Below are 18,229 nucleotides of genomic sequence, written 5' to 3'. Positions count from 1 at the left end.
AACTTAAAGTTCGGGCTTTAATTGCCGTTAAATAAGGCTAATTTAACTTAGTTTCATTCAGCTACGGGCCGCTATGCCAGCGTGGGCTGCTGCGCTATACCTGTTTGAAAAAATAAAAAAAGCGTATTGCGCTGACACCTCCTGTCACTTGACAGGGGTATGGTTGGGCCTATGGATGTACCGATACAGAGGCAGGAACCGATGAGAATGAAAGGCGCAAAAGTAAAAGTTGCAGATCGACTGGCCGAAATCGTCTTAAGTCTTTATCAGGGGGAAACCCTTTCCGCTGATATTATCCGCCAGCGTTTTGATGTAGATATGCGAACTGCGTATCGTGATTTGAACCGGCTTGGTGCTATTCTGGAGGACGTCGGCGAGGGGAAAAAGCGTCTCTCTTCGCATTTAAAAGGACAGTTTAACGTAAACGACCTGTTACGCATTACCAAGCGCGTAGGGCTTGCTGCGTTTTATCCGTGGTACGACATAAAAAGCCATAATCACTTTATTACTCTGCGGGCTATTCCAGATTTATTGGTTGTAGGGTATGAATATGAAAATAGTCCTCAGCGAAAAGCTATTTTTTATCCATTAATTGATAACCAGGATGACCCTGGGGGCGAAAGGGTAAAAACTGAAGTATTGTTACAAGTTTCGGCTCAGGCAGCCGAACATTTCAAACAACGCAAGTTATTACCGTTTCAAAAGACCATCAGGGAACTCGATAACGGAGAGTTGCTTCTTGCAAGCCATATTGCTTCGCCCGAGCAATTGTTTCCGCTGGTGCAGTATTGGATACCGCATCTCACCATTATTTCTCCGCAGGTCTGGCAAAGTGACTTAAAAGCCAGGATCGCGGCATGGTGTAATGTTAATTAATAAATTATTTTCCTCACGTAATTATAAAAACCGGTATTGCCAGGATTACAAAAAAAGTTTGGCAGAGATAAATCGGGTAATTTGAGTTAAGGAAACATTTTTTATGCACACACAAACTGTTTTTGAATTGAGTCAGGAAGCCGAGCGGCTATTGCAATTAGCGCTGCAAAATCTTAACGCGCTCAAAGTCGCTCCGCTGGCTTTACAGAATGAAAAAAACAACTCTGTGGCGAACCCTGTGGCCAGCGTACATCCATTGAAGTTTAGCCCACGCGGTATCGAATTACAGAAAGATATGCTGCAAAACGAAAGGCGCAAAATAACCCAGCATGAAATGGTGCTGGCTATTGTGGGCACCATGAAGGCAGGGAAGTCGACCACCATTAATGCCATCGTTGGTACCGAGGTATTGCCCAACCGCAATCGGCCGATGACCGCGCTGCCAACCCTGATTCGCCATACGCCGGGCCAGCGCGAACCGGTGCTGCATTTTCCGCACGTTAAGCCGATTGAAAGCCTGATGGCGGAACTACAGGAAAAGCTGCTGACGACCGACCGCGAAATGCTGGCGGGCAAGCTGGAAATCGACCGTGATATGGATGCGCTAATCGCCCGTATTGCCAACGGCACCGGATTTGAACGCCACTATCTTGGCGCTCAGCCGATTTTTCACTGCCTGAAAAGCCTGAACGATCTGGTGCGGCTTTCCCGGGTGCTGGACGTTGCGTTCCCGTTTAAAGCTTACGCCGCGATTGAGCATGTGCCGGTTATCGAGGTGGAATTTGTGCATCTGGCCGGGCTGAAGAATGGCCACGGGCAGCTGACCCTGCTGGACACGCCGGGGCCAAACGAAGCCGGGCAGCCGCATCTGCAAAAAATGCTCAGGGAGCAGCTGGCGCAGGCCTCTGCTGTACTGGCGGTAATGGATTACACCCAGCTGAAGTCCATCTCTGATGAAGAGGTGCGCCAGGCGGTGCTAGGCGTCAGCAAGTCGGTGCCGCTGTACGCTCTGGTGAATAAATTCGATCAAAAAGACAGAAATAGCGACGATGAAACTCAGGTCAAGGCGATGATTGCCGGGACGCTGATGAAGGGCAGCATCGACCCGGACAGAGTATTTCCGGTTTCCAGTATGTGGGGCTATCTTGCCAATCGCGCTCGTTACGAACTGGCTACCCATGGCCGCCTGCCGGACCCGGAGCAGCAGCGCTGGGTACAGGACTTTGCCGAAGCGGCGCTGGGCCGACGCTGGCGCAGCGCGGATTTAGCCGATATAGAACACCTTCGCCATGCGGCCGATCTGCTGTGGGAAGACTCTATGTTTGAGTCGCCGATTGAAACTATTTTGCATGCCGCGCATGCCAACGCCTCTTTGTATACATTGCGCGCCGCGTGCCACAAACTGCTTGATTACGCCGACGGAGCCGAAAGCTATCTGAACTTCCGCTGCCAGGGATTACAGGTAACCAACGATAGCCTGCATGAGAACATCCGGCAGCTTGAAGAGGATATGCAGCTGCTGCAAAGCACGCAGCAGTCGGTAAGCCTGGTGATTCAGGGGCAGGTATCCGGGGCGCTCGCCAGCATCGCGTCGTTCGTGCAGCGCTTTGAAACCCAGATCCATGCCGATCTGGATGAATACTTCCAGACCGGGCGGCTCGGGGAGCGAAGGCGGCATCCACTCTACCCGCAGGCGCTGACCCGTAACGCGGATTTTGCGCCGGGTAGCGAAAAATTAATGGGCGAGGATGAAAGCTCTGCCCGCCTGCTGTTGCATAAAGTTCGCGCCTCCAGCGAGAGTATTTTGCTGGCCGCTCAGGAGACCTTAACCGGGGAACTTGGCACCCTGCTCAGCAACCTGGAGGCGGGCTTGTGCCATACGTTGCGGGAAGCCCTGAAGCCTGTAGAGCAGCGGGTAAGCGACGGGCTTTCGGTGGCTGGATTCCGCGCGCAGATAAGCCTTCCTGCGTTTAATGCCAACCAGCTCAGCTTTGATGCCCGGCAGGCTTTTAGCAATGTTATCGACCATCAGGAAGTGCTGATGTCGGAAATGCAGCCGCAAAGTGGGATGCGTGGCGTTCTTGCCCGCTGGCTGAACGGAGTGGACTGGGGCTGGGAAGATTATGCTGCCACCCACAGCCGCTATGTTATCGATCTGACCCGGCTTCAGCAGAAGCTTCACGCTCACGTTTCCACCATTCTGGCGCAAATTAACCAGGCGATTACGGCGCAAATCGACATTTCCGTAACCGCCGGTATGGCGACCTTTTTTGCCGACTTTTCCCAGGCACTGGATGCTATTCGCAGCAATTTGCAGCAAAGTCTGGCGGCGAGGCAGCAGAATGATACGGTGCTGATTTCCCTGCAGAGCCAGCTAGAACAAAGCGTCAGAACGGCTCGCTATATTCACGAGGATACCCGCCTGCTGCGGGACGATATCCAGACGCTTTTCACAGCGGAGCAATAATGAGCAGTCTATTAATGGAAGGGCCGGTAAGAACCCTCGGATGTATTAGCGAAAAATTTGCCGTCGATTTTGCACTGAGTATTGATGTGGCGCGGCAGCCGTGGCAAAGCCAGCAAAGCAAAGATTTTTATCAGCAGCTTACGGAGCTGTTCATGGGCGGCGAGCGCCTGCGCTCCGGGCTGGCGGGCATGCCGCCGCAGGATGAGCTGGAGGCCTCGCTGGCAAGGCTCGGAGTATTGACCGCCGATCGGGCAAAGAGCTATCTCGCCAACAGCCAAATTAGCGAGAGGATTGGGCAGCTGGAGCCAGTTTCTGCCCGCACGGCCCATCATTCTGCTGCGGCGCGTGAGCGACTGCTGGCTTTACGCCAGCAGCTTTCTTTGCAGCTAAGCAAAATGGAAGCGGAATTCCGGCAAACGGATCTGGTGCGCCAGGGCAAGGTTCACTGCGAGCAGATATTTACCCGCTGGCGCAGCGGGCATTATTTCTCGTTCTCCCCGGCCGCACGCTGCTACGTTGCGCTGGAAGAACTGCGCTGGGGAACCTTCGGCGATGCCGTGAGCCACGGAAGTTTGCCGCAGAAAGAAGAGCTGATTGAGCACCTGCGCAGCCTGGCGATTGGCCGTCTTGCCGAGGATGTTAACGCCTCGGCACGTACCCGCCATTATTATCATGACTGGCTGGCAGCCCCCACTTCACCGGGCCTGCTGGAGCATAAAGACGCTCTAATCTGGCTCGGCGATGGGTGCGATACGCAGCGGCAGCCGGTGAGTTATTCCATCACGCAAAGCTGGCAGGGCGTGGCGCTGGGTATGCCGCGAATCTGCTCGGCTATGCGCCTTGCCAGCGCGCTGGTCGACGAAGTGTTCGGCTAGTTCATTTCACATTCTCAGGGACGAGATTGTTCCATTTCCCCGGCGTTTTCCGTCATCCATTCGGCAAGTGAATCGAGCGTAGGGCGCAGAGATTTTCCCAGCGCCGTAATCTGGTATTCCACGCGCGGCGGGACTTCGGCGAAGACCTGCCTGACCACCAATCCCCGTGCTTCAAACTGGCGCAGCTGGCGCGTCAGCTCTTTCTGGGTGATGGGATGAACCGCTCGCTGTAAGTCGCTAAAGCGCACCGCCTCGTCTATCACGATCAGGCGATAAAGGATCGGGATCGCCCATTTCCCCGAAACGAGATTCACGAAGCTCACTATTGGGCAGCTGCTACCTGCCTGAGGCAGGGGCGAAATATTTTTTGTCATGCTCACTCCCGTCGCGCGTTAATGCGCTCAACCTGGTGCTTTAGTATCCATTTGGTGCCTACTACCCAAAGGATACTATAGCGGAAATAATGGCTTCACCAATGATGAAAGAGGTAAAGATGATGGGCAGACTAAACGGCAAATACGCTTTAATTACCGGCGGTACCAGCGGCATTGGCCTTGAGACGGCGCGGCAGTTTATTGCCGAAGGCGCAACGGTGGCGATAACCGGGCGCAGCGAGCGGGGCCTGGTCGATGCCAAAGCGCTGCTGGGCAATGTGCATATCATCAAAAGCGACGCTGGCGATGTTGCCGGGCAGCAGAAGGTGGCCGACGAGCTAAAGCAGCTTTGGCCGCAGATTGACGTGCTGTATATCAACGCCGGAGATGTGACCCATCATCCTCTGGAAGAGTGGGACGAAGACGCCTATGACCGGCTGATGAATACCAATCTCAAAGGCCCGTTTTTCCTGCTTCAGGCGCTTCTTGCGCAGCTTGCCAACCCTTCGTCGGTGATTGTTTGTGGCTCGGTTAGCGCCCGTATTGGCCTGCCGCAAACCAATGCTTATGCGGCAAGTAAAGCGGGTCTTCTCTCCCTGGCGCGTACGCTCTCAGGGGAGCTGCATCCGCGAGGCATCCGCGTTAACGGGCTTAGCCCCGGCCCGACCGAAACGCCCGCTCTGGGCAAGTTAGGAAACGGCCTGGGAGCAGATGCCCTGAGAGACGAGATCCGCGCTCTGGTGCCGATTGGCCGCCTGGGCACCGCGCTGGAACTGGCGAAAGCGGCGGTATTCCTGGCTTCCGATGAGTCGGCCTTTGTGGTGGGCACGGATTTGCTGGTCGATGGCGGCGTGGGGAATTTATAGCCCCTCACCCTGTCCCTTTCCCGCTGGGGAGAGGGACATTGATGGATTGAAAACATGGAGGAGTAAAAGCACAGGGCAGTTTATTACCGCAGCCATCAAAACTGAGATACAGCAATACCAGCAAGAAAAAAGACTGATGGTAAAAGCTAAACATCATCCCTCTGGCATCGACACATCAAGGCAACATGTACATTTTTCCCCATTTTTTAAACATGTCATCGAAATATGTCGATGGCATCGACATGTTTTGGCGATATGTACATATTTTCAATTTTTTTAAACATATCGAGAGAAGCGCGTCGTGCGGTTTTCTATCTGTGACGACACCGCCATTCTTGCCAATAAAAGTGGCCTGGTGGGCGCGTAAAAGCTGAAAAGTAACAGCCTTATTTCTTTGTTTATTAAATATAATTCTTTTTAAATCACACATTCCCGCCAAAAGTACCAGCCGTTAAAAACGAATCTGTGTTGCCCCTCTCTTGTGGCTTTTTTAGCCACTACCCAGAATATATTTTGCCGCGTGTTGCGGACACCGCGTTGATTCTCTGAGGGAAAAGTGATGAAAAAAATCTTCTTATGCTGTGCCGCCGGTATGTCTACCAGCATGTTAGTGGAAAGAATGAAGCAGTCTGCGAGCAGTCGCGATATTGAGGTGGAAATAACCGCCGTGCCTGTTTCGGACTTTGAGCAGATAGTCGGCGAGGCGGACGTTATCCTGCTGGGGCCGCAGGTCAAATTCCAGCTGCAAAGCCTGAGCGCCGCTGCTGCGCCTCACGGCGTGCCGGTTGCCGCCATCGATATGATGCAGTACGGCGCGATGCAGGGCGACAAAGTGCTCGACCATGCGATTTCGCTGCTGAAAAGCGCATAACGGGAGATCTGATGGATTACCGATTTCCTGAAAATTTCTGGTGGGGCACCGCGACCAGCGCCACGCAGTCTGAGGGCCGGGTTGAGGGTGACGGCAAGGGCGATAACATCTGGGATCACGCCTCGCACCAGTTTAATGAGCGCTTTTATAACGGCGTGACCTCCGACGATACTTCAACGTTTTATCAGCGCTGGAAGGAAGATATCCAACTGGCGAAAAATATCGGCCTTAACTCGTTCCGCACCTCGATTTCGTGGTCACGCCTGATCCCGGACGGCGACGGAGAAGTAAACCCGCAGGCGGTACAGTTTTATAACGATGTGATTAACGAGCTTACCCGTCAGGGGATCGAGCCGTTTATCAACCTCTACCATTTCGATATGCCGATGGCCTTGCAGGAAAAGGGCGGCTTTGAAAATCGCGAAGTGGTGGATGCTTTTGCCCGTTATGCCGGTATTTGTTATCGGCTGTTTGGCGACCGCGTGCGCTACTGGTTTACCTTCAACGAGCCGCTTATACCTGCGGAAGCGGGCTATCTGCATCCCCGCCATTATCCCTATGTCACCGATTTCCGCCGGGCGACTCAGGTGCTGCACCATATCGTTATGGCTCACTGCAAAGCGGTTGCCGCCTGGCGAGAACAAAATCTTGATGGCCAGATAGGCATCATTATGGACGTGATCCCGGTTTACCCGCGCAGCGATAGCGAGGAAGACCGGCATGCGGCGGAGATGGCCGACCTGTTCTATACGCGCAGCATAAACGAGCCGATGCTGCTCGGGCGCTACCCGGACGAACTGATTGCCCTGCTGAAAGAGCATGATTTGATGCCGGAGATCCTACCGGGCGACTGCGAGCTTATTGCTGCAACGCGCGTCGATCTATTGGGGATTAATTACTATCGCCCGCGGCGAGTTAAGGCGCGTGAAACGCTGCTTGAGGAACCGCACGGCTTTGTGCCAGAGCGTTTCTTTGAAGAATACGTGATGCCGGGGCGGCGCATGAATACCTCGCGCGGCATAGAGATTTATCCTCCGGCGCTCTACGACATTGCGATGCTGGTGAAAGAACGTTACGGCAACCTGCCGTGGTTTGTCTCTGAAAACGGCATCGGCATTATGGACGAAGAGCAGTTTATGGTGGACGGCGAAGTACAGGACGATTACCGGATTGAGTTCCTGCAGGAGCACCTGAGCTGGCTGCACCGCGCTATCGCGGACGGGAGCTATTGCCTCGGGTATCAGATGTGGACCTTTATCGACTGCTGGTCCTGGCAGAACGCTTATAAAAATCGCTATGGTTTCTACCGTCTCGAGCTGGCAACGCAGCAGCGTTCGCTGAAAAAATCCGGGCGCTGGTTCCGCGGTGTCATTGAGAATAATGGGTTTGAGGGGGCTGACCATGTCTAGCTTTGACAGGCTGGCCGAAAAGCTGATGCCGGTGGCTAACGCTATCGGCAACCAGCGGCATATGCAGGCGATCCGCAACGGGCTTATCTCTATTTTGCCGCTAACCATCGTCGGATCTTTCTTCGTTATTTTGCTGAATATCCCAATCAAGGGCTACATGGACTTTATCGCGCCGTGGCGCGATATGCTGGATGTGCCGTTCCGTTTCACGGTTGGGCTGATGTCGCTGTACGCGGCCTTTACCATCGGATCTTTCCTCGGTAAGAGCTACAAGCTGAACGATATTACCAGCGGCCTGCTGGCGATGCTGGCGACCCTGCTGATGATTGTGCCGGTGAATATTAAACAAGGCGTGACGGTCGCCGGGGAGGCCGTTGCCGGGCGCTATATTCCTATCACTTCCCTTAGCTCACAGGGGCTGTTTGGGGCGATCATTTCTTCTCTGATTGCGATTGAGATCTATCGCTTTATTAAAGTACGCAATATAGAAATCAAAATGCCCGCTGGCGTACCGCCGGTGGTTGCCAGCTCGTTCTCAGCGCTGTTCCCGACGCTTGCCGTGGTGCTGATTTTCTGGATACCCCGCCATTTTCTGAATGTCGATATTAACGCCATCATCAGCTACATCATCATGCCGCTGAAGGGCTTTATGACCGGCACAAACCTGTTTGGCGGCATCGTAACTCAGCTGTTTATTGATGTGTTCTGGGTGCTGGGGATCCACGGCCACGCGGTGATGGGGCCGCTGATCCGTCCGCTGTGGGATCAGGCGATTGTCCAGAATATGGAGTTGTTCCAGTCCGGCGTTAGCGCTTACGACTTGCCGAACATCTTTACCGAGCAGTTCTTCCAGTGGTATGCGCAAATGGGCGGCACCGGCTCAACGCTGGCGCTGGTGGTGTTGTTTATTCGCTCGCGGGTGATTTACCTGAAACAGCTGGGCAAACTGTCGTTTATTCCCGGCCTGTTTAACATCAACGAGCCGATGATTTTCGGCGCGCCGATTGTGATGAACCCGATCCTTGCTATCCCGTTTATCCTCGCGCCGATGGTGAATACCGTGGTGGTGTATCTGTTTACTATCAGCGGGTTAATTCCGCGCATGATGGTGAAACCACCGTTTACCGTCCCGGCTCCGCTGGGGGCATTAATAACCACTAACTGGAACCTCATCGCCTGCGGGCTGGTGTTTATCTGCTTCTTTATCTCGCTGGCCATCTACTACCCGTTCTTTAAGGTTTACGAGAAGAAGATGCTGGAGACCGAGCTTCAGCAGCAGGAAGAGGAGAAGGCTAAGGCGCTGGCCGAAGCGAAGTAAATTTGCTACTGCCCCTCTCCCCTCAGGACTGAGTGCTCTTTCATCTTTTCTCCCAAGAGTGGGAGTTCAGGACAGCATGGTTTTTTTATCCCCTCTCCCTTTTAGGGTGTACGTTCCGGGGACATAGTAGACAGATGTTCGGGGACATAGTGAACACCTTTTAACATCTTTTACCCATGATGATCGACCGGTTCTTCAGGTCGATCATTCCCACTTTCGTGCTGTACCACCACACCTCATAACAACCGTCCTCACCGCTTTCCTTCAGCCCCACTCGCTCTCCCCTGAACGCTTTGCCCGCTTTCAGGCTGATACCTCTGATGCTCAGGCTTCCACTGATATCCACTTTTCTTACCGCCACGCCGTCATCGTACTCCGGCCCGGGAGCATCGCTTCTGTACTGTCTGGCCGAAGGCTGATAGCGCGAACCCGGGACCGCCATATTCAGTCCCTCATGCGGGCGTTCAAAGTTATAGACCTCCCGCCAGTGGTCAAATACCCGCTGGAGCTGGTCGCTGTCCGTGAACCATTTCCCCTGCAGAACCTCCGCCTTCAGACTGCGGTGAAAACGCTCGAGCTTGCCCTGCGTCTGGGGATGATAAGGCCGCGAGTGCCCCACCCGGATACCCTGACGCATCAGCCACAGCTCCAGCGCGGTCCAGGTCCCGGTGGTGTCTCCCCAGGGCGCCCCGTTATCCATGGTCATCCTCTCCGGCAGGCCATAGCGCTCAAACACCTTTGTCAGATGTGACTGCACGGTCTCACGCCGCTCGTTGTCGCAGTGCGTCAGGCAGAGTGAAAACCGGGAGTGGTCGTCCAGCAGCGTGAGGGGATGGCTGCGCCCACCGGCGAAGGGAAAGTGTCCCTTAAAATCCATCTGCCAGAGGGCGTTCGGCCTGCCGTGTTCGAAGCGACCGGCAGAGGGGATACCCGGCGGTACACCGGGTAGCAGGCCGTGACGGTGCATCAGGTTGTGCACGGTACTGACGGCAGGAAGGTGGTGCCCCTGCGCTTCCAGCCAGGCCTTAATCTTGCGGGCTCCCCAGCGGGGATGGGCCAGGTGTGCCTGCTGTAACAGGTCAGCCACCTGAGCGGCGGTGGCGTTGGGAGAATGATGGGGAGCCCGTGAGCGGTCAGCGAGGCCGGGAAGTCCGGCCTCGAGAAAGCGGCAAAGCCACTTATATCCGGTGGCGGGCGCGATGCCGAAGTGGCGACAGAGCGCCCGGATGTTAGCCCCGTCCTGCGAGGCAAAGTGAACAAACTCGTGACGTAATGACATGGTATCTCTCGCATCCCAGGGCATAAGCGACTCCGGAAGAGGGTTCTTATGCCGTAGTTGTAAGTGTCTACCATGTCCCCGAACAAGTGTTCACCATGTCTCCGGTATGTACATAGGGAGAGGGTTAGGGTGAGGGTAAAAATTAGAATGCCGTCTCCAGCTCATCCAGCACGTTATACTCGTCGTCTACCAGCAGCAGCGCCTTCCATTTATCAAACGTCAGGCAAGGGTGGGAGGTGCTGAACACCAGAATATCGCCAACCTGCACATCCACTCCCGGCTTAAGTTTCAGCATCGCGTGCTGATCCATAATGCCGGTTGTTTCGATGGTTTCTGCCGGGGATGCCAGCGCTTTGCCCTCGCGGTAATGGGCGACAGGCTGCGGCAGGCCAGCATCGAAGGCGCTGTCTCGCTTGCCAAAGTTCACAATCGCACGGTCGCTTTCCGGAACCGACTGCACCATCGCTACCAGTTCCAGAGCTGAAGTTAAGTCCCCGCCGAGATCGCAGGCAACCTGGTCCCGAGCCATTAACTGTTCCTGCGCTTCCTGATAAATACCGGCGTCGTGGGTGATGTAGCAGCCAGGGCGAATTGCGATGCGGCAGTTGGCCGGTTTTTCTGCGGCCAGCCAGATGTTGCACACAACGTCATACCAGACCGAGCCTGCGCCGGTTAGCAGGAATTCACCTTCTACATAGCGTTCCAGATTACAGGCCAGCGCGGCGGCATCACGCAGCAGTGCTTCGATTTTCGGCTGAGGATTTTCGCCGTGCAGCACGCCTTCGTACATCTCAAGGCCGCGCAGGCGCAGGCCCGGCAGGTCGGCTAATTGCGCGGCCAGGGTCAATGCTTGTTCCGGGCTACGGCAGCCACAGCGGCCGCCGGGCACGCCAAGCTCAATCAGTACGTCCAGCGTTTGTCCCTGCTGGCTAAAGAAGGCCGACAGCGCGCGGGCGTTAGCCTCGCTGTCCACACAGCACAGGTAGTCAACGTCGGGATACTTTTTCTTCAACTGTGAAATCAACGCCATATTCGCTTTGCCAACCAGCTGGTTCACCATCAGAACGCGGTGGATGCCGCTAACCATGGCAATGCTCGCCTGCCAGGCGCTGCCGACGCCAATTGCCCAGGCTCCGGCTTTTTGCTGCTGCTGGAAAATCCACGGCGTCATGGTGGTTTTACCGTGTGGGGCGAGCGAAACGCCGCGTGCATCCGCATAGCTTTGCATCCAGCGGATATTGCTTTTCAGGGCTGATTTTTTGATGACGGCTGCGGGCAGGCAGACGTCTTCATTCAGGATATTGGCGGGGGGGTTAATGAGGGCTGACTTATGGGGTACAAGGTTAATTTCCTGGTATTTCATAACGCATTTCCTCCGGGGTTATTCTTTCTTTCAGATTAAGTATCAATTTTAATGTGTTGTTAAATATATTATTTTTAATTTTTACCATTGATAAATGAATAAAAGTATCATTGATTTATCGGTGTTTTGTTTAGTTTTTCACTGTTTTTCCGGCTTGTAAATGGTTAACTTGCACGCAGATTATTATTGGCGTGAGGCGCAGATGAAGTTCGATTATCTCTTCAGGAATGTCACCGTTATTGACGGCTCGGGCGGGGCGGAATATCGCGCCGACGTTGCGGTATTGGGCGACCGTATTGCCGATATTGCCCCGTCCATTACCGGCGAAGCCGAATGTGAAATTGACGGCGGCGGGCGCGTGCTGGCTCCCGGCTTTATTGACGTTCACACACATGACGACATCAACGTTATTCGTTTCCCTGAATATCTGCCCAAAATTAGCCAGGGCGTGACCACGGTGATTGTCGGCAACTGCGGTATCAGCGCGGCTGGAGCGACTATCAAAACGCAGGTCCCGGACCCGATGAACCTGCTCGGCGAAGCGGAGCAATTTATTTACCCGACCGTTGAGGCCTACTCCCACGCGGTTGAGCAGGCGCGCCCGGCAATCAACGTTGGCACGCTCGTCGGCCATACCGCATTGCGTAACAACCAAATGGATGACCTGTTCCGCACCGCTTCGGCGGATGAAATCAGCGCCATGCGCAAGCAGTTAAAGCTGGCCTTGCAGCAGGGCGCTTTGGGGCTTAGCACCGGCCTGGCGTACGCCAGCGCGTTTCAGTCCTCTACTGAAGAAGTGATGGCGCTGGTGGAAGAATTGGCGGCAGAAAAGGGTATTTACACCACTCACCTGCGTTCTGAGTTCGAACCTATCCTTGATGCGCTGGATGAGGCCTTCCGTATTGGTCGCCACGGCAACGTGCCGGTGGTGGTGTCGCACCACAAATGTGCCGGAGCGAAAAACTGGGGGCGCACGGTTGAGACCCTGAAGCTGTTCGATAAGGTACGCCAGCAGCAGGATGTTTCCTGTGACTGCTACCCGTATTCGGCGAGTTCTTCGACGCTGGATATGAAACAGATAACCGACGAGTTCGACATCATGATTACCTGGTCCGGGCCTCACCCTGAAGTGGCGGGGCAGACCCTGAAGCAGATTGCGCAGAGCTGGTCGATGTCGCTTCACGAAGCGGGAAAATTACTGATGCCCGCCGGAGCAATTTATTACAACATGGACGAACAAGACGTGCGTCGCGTGCTGAGATACCCGGTAACGATGGTTGGCTCCGACGGGCTGCCCAACGACCCGATGCCGCATCCTCGCCTGTGGGGCGCCTTCCCGCGCGTGCTCGGGCACTACAGCCGCGATGAGAAATTGTTCCCGCTCACCGAAGCAGTCCATAAGATGACGGGCATGTCGGCGGCGCGTTTTCAACTGCCCGAGCGCGGGCTGGTGAAGCGTGGTTATTATGCGGATCTGGTTTTGTTTGACCCGGCTACGGTCCGTGATGTGGCGAGCTTTAGTCATCCGAAGCAGCCTGCGGCAGGTATTGAAGCCGTCATGGTTAACGGCGTGATGAGCTATGGCGCCGGGCAACAGGTAACTGGCCGCGCGGGAAGGTTCCTGCGTCCGCAGGCATAATTCATGAACAAGGAGCAACGATGAGCATTAAACGTTATGGCGTTGGCGCCAGTACCGGAACCGGCGGGCAGAGCCTGCCGTTTGCAAAAGCCGTTGAAGCGGCAGGCTGGCTATATGTTTCCGGCCAGACGCCGATGAAAGACGGAGAAGTGGTTGAAGGCGGCATTGTCGAACAGTCACAGCTGGCGATTCAGAACTGCGTGGATATCATGACCGAAGCGGGCTACGCCCTGGCTGACGTGGTACATGTGAAGGTTTACCTGACCGATGCCCGCTATTTTCAGTCATTTAATAAGGTGTTTCGCGACTTCTTTGGCGGCCACCCGCCGGCCCGCGTTTGCTGCGTAGCGGACCTGGTGGTGGACTGCAAAGTTGAAGTGGATGTGACCTGCTACCGGGCTGACCGGGGCTAAGACTCTAATCCCCAAGCGGCTGGCGATCCACGCCGCCGCGATGGCTGTCCAGCGCCAGCTTGATGCGGCGCAGCCGGTCTTTAGCCTGGCTTTTGTTGGCCATCGCCAGTTCGGTGGCCAGCACATCAACCATCGCCAGCATCGCATAGCGCGAAGTGCTGGGCTTAAAGATGTAGTCGTTTTCTCTGACAACCAGCGGTAGCACGATATCTGCCTGCTGCGCCAGCGGGGTTTCCTGCGGCGTAATCGCGATGACCTTCGCGCCATACTGGCGGGCAATCGCGGCGCTTTCCACCACTTCCGGCGTGTAGCCGCCCAGCGATAACGCCACCACCACGTCGTTAGATGACACCGAAGCTGCCATCATTCTGACCAGCAGTCCGTCGCTCTGGCTGACGACCGGCAGGCCAAGACGGAACAGGCGAAACTGTAATTCTTGGGCGCAAATCGTTGAGCCCCCGCCCATCCCCAGCGCCAGTATTTGGCGGGCATCGCTAAGATACGCCACCGCTTTTTTCAGCGACTGAGGGTCAAGCACCCGGCGGTTAATCTCCAGCACGTTGATGATGGTTTCATAAATTCCCTGTACGCCTTCGAGATCCGGCACGTCGAGAATAAAGCGCTGCCCGACCGCCAGCGACTGAGCCAGTTTTACCTTCAGCTCGCGCACGTCTTTACAGCCAATGGCGCGGGCAAAGCGGGTTATCGAGGCCTGGCTGGTTTCCGTCAGGCGGGCGAGCTCGGCAATCGGCAGCGTCGCGGCGGACTGCACATCGTCCAGAATAAACTGGGCGATGCGCTTTTCGGTGGCCGTCAGTTCGACAAAACGGTCGGTGATGCAGGAAATGATGTCGATGGTGTAGCTCATGGCGCAACCCTGATACTGGCGAAAAGAGAGAAGATACTTTGTACCATAAAAGTGCCGTCAGGGTTGCTGCGTGATGGCCTCCATTCGGCTCTGTTTCATGGTGGCCCGAATAAAAGCGGCGATAAATACCAGCGCGGAGAGCACTACGATGGTAGGGGCGGGCGCACTGTCGATAAAGAACGAGAGATAAACACCGGCGAAAGAAATCACGATAGCCAGCGTCACGGCGACCAGCATCATCGACAGGAAAGTGCGCGTCAGCAGCGAAGCAATAGCGCCGGGCGCGATAAGCAGCGAAATAGCGAGAATTATCCCCACGGCTTTCAGCGCCGCAACGATGGTCAGCGAAACCAGGCATAACAGGCCATAGTTGAGCAGCTTGACGTTGAGGCCGGAAACCTGGGCCTGGATAGGATCGAAGGCGTGCAGCAGCAGGTCTCGCCATTTCAGGGCTACAACCAGCGCGGTAAGCAGCACAATGGCGCCGGTTTGCAGGATATCGCTGTAGCTTACGCCGAGCATATCGCCGAACAGAATATGGTCGAGGTGGATGTCCGGCTTGAGGTAGACGTAGAGCACCAGCCCCGCGCCGAACATGCCGGAGAAGACGATGCCCATAACCGTATCGCGTTTGATGCGGCTGTTATCCTGCAAATAGCCGGTGGCAAAGGCGCAAAACAGCCCGGCAACAAACGCCCCGACGCCGAGCGGCAGGCCCACCATCCAGGCGATAACCACGCCGGGGAACACCGCGTGGCTCATGGCGTCGCCCATCAGCGCCCACCCTTTGAGCACCAGGAAGCAGGAGAGCAGCGCACACGGGATAGCGACCAGCGTGGTCATCACCAGGGCATTGATCATAAAGCCGAATTCAAAAGGAGAAAGCAGGGTGTCTAACAGGCTCATGGCGTTTGCTCCAGGCTCAGGCGCGCGCGGCGGCGGTTAGCCAGCAGGCCGTGTTTAGGGGCGAACACGAAGGTCAGCAGGAACAGCAGGGTTTGCAGAACCACGATAATGCCCCCCGTTGCGCCGTCAAGGAAGTAGCTTATCCAGGTGCCGAAGGCGCTGGTCAGGGTTCCCAGCGTGACGGAAATCACCAGCAGCTTAGGAAAGCGGTCGGTCAGCAGGTAAGCCGTCGCGCCCGGCGTGACCACCATGCAAATCACCAGGAATGCGCCCACGGTTTGCAGCGCGGCTACGGTTGTTGCCGAGAGCAGAGTAAAGAACAAGCCCTTCAGCCACAGCGGGTTAAGGCCGATGGAGCGCGCGTGGTTCTCGTCGAAGAAGGTGACCATCAGGTCTTTCCATTTCAGCAGCAGAATAGCCAGCGAGACGAAACCGATAATCGCCAGCTGCACTATGTCGGACGGCGCAATGGCGAGAATATTCCCCAGCACAATGGTCTGAATGTTTACCGAAGTGGGGTTGAGCGACACCATAAACAGCCCGAGGCCGAAGAACGACGAGAAGATAAGGCCGATGATGGTGTCTTCCCGCAGGTGCGTGCGTTGGTTCAAAAACAACATGGTGCCTGCCGCCAGGCCGCCGGAGAAAAACGCGCCGATAGAAAACGGCAGACCCAGCATGTAGGCCCCGGCTACGCCGGGAACGATGGAGTGGGAAAGGGCATCGCCGATAAGCGACCAGCCTTTCAACATCAGGTAGCAGGAGAGAAAAGCGCAGACGCCGCCAACCAGCGCCGAAACCCAGATGGCGTTGAACATGTAGCCATAGCTGAACGGCTCAAGCAGAACTGACATTACGGCTCCCCTTTTAGCGCCGCGCCGCGGATAAATGGCCGCTCGTCGTCGGTTACCACGCTGGTTTCTTTCCCGGTCAGCGTGACGTGGCGCAGCACGCCGCTGAATGCCAGTTCAAGATTTTCCTGAGTAAAGGTTTCTGCCGTTGGGCCGCAGGCCAGCACGGTGCCTTTAACCAGCACGGTATAGTCGCAATAGTCGGTTACCGCGCCGAGATTATGGGTGGAGACCAGCATGGTGCGGCCTTCATCACGCAGTTCACGCAACAGGCTGATGATTTGCTCTTCGGTTTTCACGTCCACGCCGGTGAACGGCTCATCGAGCAGAATCACCTGGCCGTCCTGGGCGATGGCGCGTGCCAGGAATACGCGTTTTTTCTGGCCGCCGGAAAGCTCGCCTATCTGACGTTTACGGAACTCGCTCATCCCGACCCGAGCCAGCGCGTTTTCTACCGCCAGCTTGTCTGTTTTGCCGGGAATACGCAGCATCCCCATATGGCCGAAGCGGCCCATCATTACAACGTCCTCAACCAGCACAGGGAATGTCCAGTCAACGTCCTCGGACTGAGGTACATAGGCAACGAGGTTATTTCGCAGCGCCTGGCGAGTGGGCAGACTCAGTATCGAGATGCTGCCGCTGGCTAGGCGCACGAACCCCATAATCGCTTTAAACAGCGTGGACTTCCCGGAGCCATTAACCCCGACCAGCGCGGCAATGGTGCCGGTCGGAATTTCAAAGCTCGCCGCCCTCAGCGCCGTGTGGCCGTTACGGTAGGTGACGCTGGCGTCCTGGACGACAATTCCTGCCCGGCGACTCATTTTTTTAGCCCTTCATTAATGCCATTGACGATGGTGCTGGTGGTCACGCGAAGCAGGTCAATATAGGTCGGTACCGGGCCATCTGCGGCGCTCAGAGAGTCGACATACAGCACGCCGCCGTATTGAGCGCCCGACTCTCTTGCTGCCTGGCGAGCGGGCTTATCTGAGATGGTGCTTTCGCTGAAAATTGCCGGAATGTGGTATTTGCGAATGCTGTCGATGACTTTGCGCACCTGCTGCGGCGTGCCCTGCTGGTCGGCGTTGATGGGCCAGAGGTAAAGCTCTTTCAGGTCAAAGTCGCGGGCCAGATAAGAGAATGCGCCTTCGCTGGTCACCAGCCAGCGCTTGTCGGCGGGAATTTTTGCCAGCTCTGCGCGCAGCGGTTCGATAGTTTGTTTGATTTTCTGCTTATAAATCTCTGCATTGCGTGTATACACCGCGGCATTATCCGGGTCGTATTTGACGAAGGCATCGCGGATATTATCGACGTAGATCAACGCATTTTGCGGCGACATCCACGCGTGCGGGTTAGGTTTACCGTTATAAGGCCCTTCGGTAATGCCGGTTGGCTGGATGCCGGTGGTTACCACAACTTCGGGAACGCCTTTCAGGTGCTGGTAAAACTTCTCAAACCACAGCTCAAGGTTGAGGCCGTTAGTCAGGATCAGCTGCGCGCCCTGCGCCCGGCGAATATCTCCAGGCGTGGGCTGGTATTCGTGGATTTCAGCGCCCGGCTTGGTTATCGACTCTACCTCTGCGGCGTCTCCTGCGACGTTTTTTGCCATGTCGGCAATAATGGTAAACGTGGTCACCGCTTTAAATTTTGCCTGCGCCAGCGCGGAGCCAGAAAGCACCATCAGCGCCGTGCCGGCCGCCAGTATTATCTGTGTAAGTCTCAATTTCCCGGGCATCGTCTTCCCTCACGAGTGATTATTGATTCAGCGTTTATAGCACATGCTATAAAACATAGCTGTTGCTATAACTAAATGCAAATAATTATCATTTGTGTGATTTAAGTAAGCGGGGGCTGCGG

At 55.5% G+C, this 18,229-nt stretch carries 17 protein-coding genes; 9 read left to right on the top strand and 8 right to left on the bottom strand.

The genetic code is table 11. From position 1 onward, the window contains the following. The first annotated feature begins 207 nt into the window (after positions 1-207). The 3 genes from ACG1VR_RS21190 to ACG1VR_RS21180 all read left to right on the top strand — a co-directional run bounded on the left by ACG1VR_RS21190 (position 208) and on the right by ACG1VR_RS21180 (position 4,218). The gene (locus ACG1VR_RS21190) at positions 208-876 is read left to right on the top strand and encodes a WYL domain-containing protein (protein WP_115586368.1); all 669 of its coding nucleotides are present in this window, start codon (positions 208-210) and stop codon (positions 874-876) included. 103 nt (positions 877-979) lie between these two features. Continuing rightward, positions 980-3,343 carry a clamp-binding protein CrfC gene (gene crfC / locus ACG1VR_RS21185; RefSeq protein WP_395489732.1) on the top strand — a complete coding sequence of 788 codons (2,364 nt, stop codon included), beginning with the start codon at positions 980-982 and terminating at the stop codon, positions 3,341-3,343. Beyond that, positions 3,343-4,218 (top strand): diguanylate cyclase regulator RdcB family protein, encoded by an 876-nt coding sequence (locus tag ACG1VR_RS21180; RefSeq protein WP_016517503.1) that lies wholly within the window; start codon positions 3,343-3,345, stop codon positions 4,216-4,218. Before crfC ends, ACG1VR_RS21180 begins: the two co-directional genes overlap by 1 nt. A 14-nt stretch (positions 4,219-4,232) precedes the next feature. Here the strand turns inward: ACG1VR_RS21180 and ACG1VR_RS21175 are convergent, their stop codons facing one another. After that, entirely contained in the window at positions 4,233-4,592 is a 360-nt protein-coding gene (locus tag ACG1VR_RS21175; protein WP_395489731.1) for a winged helix-turn-helix transcriptional regulator, read from the bottom strand. A gap of 122 nt (positions 4,593-4,714) precedes the next feature. On the opposite strand from ACG1VR_RS21175, the gene ACG1VR_RS21170 reads away from it, so the two are divergent. The 4 genes from ACG1VR_RS21170 to ACG1VR_RS21155 all read left to right on the top strand — a co-directional run bounded on the left by ACG1VR_RS21170 (position 4,715) and on the right by ACG1VR_RS21155 (position 9,056). Then, complete coding sequence (locus ACG1VR_RS21170; protein ID WP_395491130.1) at positions 4,715-5,458, top strand: SDR family oxidoreductase; 744 nt, start codon at positions 4,715-4,717, stop codon at positions 5,456-5,458. Between the two features lie 559 nt (positions 5,459-6,017). Next, positions 6,018-6,329 (top strand): PTS sugar transporter subunit IIB, encoded by a 312-nt coding sequence (locus ACG1VR_RS21165; RefSeq protein ID WP_039897817.1) that lies wholly within the window; start codon positions 6,018-6,020, stop codon positions 6,327-6,329. Positions 6,330-6,340: 11 nt separating this feature from the next. Next, positions 6,341-7,738: a glycoside hydrolase family 1 protein gene (locus tag ACG1VR_RS21160; protein ID WP_395489730.1), complete on the top strand. Its 1,398-nt coding sequence runs from the start codon at positions 6,341-6,343 to the stop codon at positions 7,736-7,738. After that, a complete protein-coding gene (locus ACG1VR_RS21155; protein WP_039897820.1) occupies positions 7,731-9,056 on the top strand; it encodes a PTS sugar transporter subunit IIC in 1,326 nt (441 codons plus the stop codon). Before ACG1VR_RS21160 ends, ACG1VR_RS21155 begins: the two co-directional genes overlap by 8 nt. 160 nt (positions 9,057-9,216) lie before the next feature. Here the strand turns inward: ACG1VR_RS21155 and ACG1VR_RS21150 are convergent, their stop codons facing one another. Continuing rightward, positions 9,217-10,359 (bottom strand): IS481 family transposase, encoded by a 1,143-nt coding sequence (locus tag ACG1VR_RS21150; RefSeq protein ID WP_395488908.1) that lies wholly within the window; start codon positions 10,357-10,359, stop codon positions 9,217-9,219. Positions 10,360-10,477: 118 nt separating this feature from the next. After that, positions 10,478-11,698, bottom strand: a complete 1,221-nt coding sequence (locus tag ACG1VR_RS21145; RefSeq protein WP_395489728.1) for an amino acid deaminase — start codon at positions 11,696-11,698, stop codon at positions 10,478-10,480. Positions 11,699-11,900: 202 nt separating this feature from the next. On the opposite strand from ACG1VR_RS21145, the gene ACG1VR_RS21140 reads away from it, so the two are divergent. Beyond that, positions 11,901-13,337, top strand: a complete 1,437-nt coding sequence (locus ACG1VR_RS21140) for an amidohydrolase family protein (protein ID WP_395491129.1) — start codon at positions 11,901-11,903, stop codon at positions 13,335-13,337. 20 nt (positions 13,338-13,357) lie between these two features. Beyond that, the gene (locus ACG1VR_RS21135; RefSeq protein WP_395489727.1) at positions 13,358-13,750 is read left to right on the top strand and encodes a RidA family protein; all 393 of its coding nucleotides are present in this window, start codon (positions 13,358-13,360) and stop codon (positions 13,748-13,750) included. 4 nt (positions 13,751-13,754) lie between these two features. Here ACG1VR_RS21135 and ACG1VR_RS21130 read toward each other — a convergent pair whose 3' ends face one another. The 5 genes from ACG1VR_RS21130 to ACG1VR_RS21110 are packed head-to-tail and all read right to left on the bottom strand — an operon-like array spanning position 13,755 to position 18,107. Further along, a complete protein-coding gene (locus ACG1VR_RS21130) occupies positions 13,755-14,618 on the bottom strand; it encodes a MurR/RpiR family transcriptional regulator (RefSeq protein WP_016517514.1) in 864 nt (287 codons plus the stop codon). A gap of 57 nt (positions 14,619-14,675) precedes the next feature. Then, a complete protein-coding gene (locus tag ACG1VR_RS21125) occupies positions 14,676-15,524 on the bottom strand; it encodes a metal ABC transporter permease (RefSeq protein WP_172568529.1) in 849 nt (282 codons plus the stop codon). Then, the gene (sitC, locus tag ACG1VR_RS21120) at positions 15,521-16,378 is read right to left on the bottom strand and encodes an iron/manganese ABC transporter permease subunit SitC (protein WP_016517516.1); all 858 of its coding nucleotides are present in this window, start codon (positions 16,376-16,378) and stop codon (positions 15,521-15,523) included. The genes ACG1VR_RS21125 and sitC overlap by 4 nt, the downstream gene beginning before the upstream one ends. Then, positions 16,378-17,196 (bottom strand): manganese/iron ABC transporter ATP-binding protein, encoded by an 819-nt coding sequence (locus tag ACG1VR_RS21115; protein ID WP_016517517.1) that lies wholly within the window; start codon positions 17,194-17,196, stop codon positions 16,378-16,380. Before ACG1VR_RS21115 ends, sitC begins: the two co-directional genes overlap by 1 nt. Next, on the bottom strand, positions 17,193-18,107 hold the full coding sequence (locus ACG1VR_RS21110) for a metal ABC transporter substrate-binding protein (protein ID WP_395489726.1): 915 nt from the start codon (positions 18,105-18,107) through the stop codon (positions 17,193-17,195). Before ACG1VR_RS21110 ends, ACG1VR_RS21115 begins: the two co-directional genes overlap by 4 nt. Between the last annotated feature and the right edge of the window lie 122 nt (positions 18,108-18,229).

The sequence above is a fragment of the Cedecea davisae genome, from assembly GCF_044095835.1.
Lineage (GTDB): Bacteria > Pseudomonadota > Gammaproteobacteria > Enterobacterales > Enterobacteriaceae > Cedecea > Cedecea davisae.
The sequence above is the reverse complement of the archived record's forward strand: the minus strand, read 5'-3'. Positions and strand labels throughout refer to the sequence as shown.

What these genes read in the sequence shown, in the direction of transcription:
- ACG1VR_RS21190 (WP_115586368.1), top strand. Translation starts at nt 208, where the DNA reads ATGAAAGGCGCAAAAGTAAAAGTTGCAGATCGACTGGCCGAAATCGTC.
- crfC (WP_395489732.1), top strand. Translation starts at nt 980, where the DNA reads ATGCACACACAAACTGTTTTTGAATTGAGTCAGGAAGCCGAGCGGCTA.
- ACG1VR_RS21180 (WP_016517503.1), top strand. Translation starts at nt 3,343, where the DNA reads ATGAGCAGTCTATTAATGGAAGGGCCGGTAAGAACCCTCGGATGTATT.
- ACG1VR_RS21175 (WP_395489731.1), bottom strand. Translation starts at nt 4,592, where the DNA reads ATGACAAAAAATATTTCGCCCCTGCCTCAGGCAGGTAGCAGCTGCCCA.
- ACG1VR_RS21170 (WP_395491130.1), top strand. Translation starts at nt 4,715, where the DNA reads ATGGGCAGACTAAACGGCAAATACGCTTTAATTACCGGCGGTACCAGC.
- ACG1VR_RS21165 (WP_039897817.1), top strand. Translation starts at nt 6,018, where the DNA reads ATGAAAAAAATCTTCTTATGCTGTGCCGCCGGTATGTCTACCAGCATG.
- ACG1VR_RS21160 (WP_395489730.1), top strand. Translation starts at nt 6,341, where the DNA reads ATGGATTACCGATTTCCTGAAAATTTCTGGTGGGGCACCGCGACCAGC.
- ACG1VR_RS21155 (WP_039897820.1), top strand. Translation starts at nt 7,731, where the DNA reads ATGTCTAGCTTTGACAGGCTGGCCGAAAAGCTGATGCCGGTGGCTAAC.
- ACG1VR_RS21150 (WP_395488908.1), bottom strand. Translation starts at nt 10,359, where the DNA reads ATGCCCTGGGATGCGAGAGATACCATGTCATTACGTCACGAGTTTGTT.
- ACG1VR_RS21145 (WP_395489728.1), bottom strand. Translation starts at nt 11,698, where the DNA reads ATGAAATACCAGGAAATTAACCTTGTACCCCATAAGTCAGCCCTCATT.
- ACG1VR_RS21140 (WP_395491129.1), top strand. Translation starts at nt 11,901, where the DNA reads ATGAAGTTCGATTATCTCTTCAGGAATGTCACCGTTATTGACGGCTCG.
- ACG1VR_RS21135 (WP_395489727.1), top strand. Translation starts at nt 13,358, where the DNA reads ATGAGCATTAAACGTTATGGCGTTGGCGCCAGTACCGGAACCGGCGGG.
- ACG1VR_RS21130 (WP_016517514.1), bottom strand. Translation starts at nt 14,618, where the DNA reads ATGAGCTACACCATCGACATCATTTCCTGCATCACCGACCGTTTTGTC.
- ACG1VR_RS21125 (WP_172568529.1), bottom strand. Translation starts at nt 15,524, where the DNA reads ATGAGCCTGTTAGACACCCTGCTTTCTCCTTTTGAATTCGGCTTTATG.
- sitC (WP_016517516.1), bottom strand. Translation starts at nt 16,378, where the DNA reads ATGTCAGTTCTGCTTGAGCCGTTCAGCTATGGCTACATGTTCAACGCC.
- ACG1VR_RS21115 (WP_016517517.1), bottom strand. Translation starts at nt 17,196, where the DNA reads ATGAGTCGCCGGGCAGGAATTGTCGTCCAGGACGCCAGCGTCACCTAC.
- ACG1VR_RS21110 (WP_395489726.1), bottom strand. Translation starts at nt 18,107, where the DNA reads ATGCCCGGGAAATTGAGACTTACACAGATAATACTGGCGGCCGGCACG.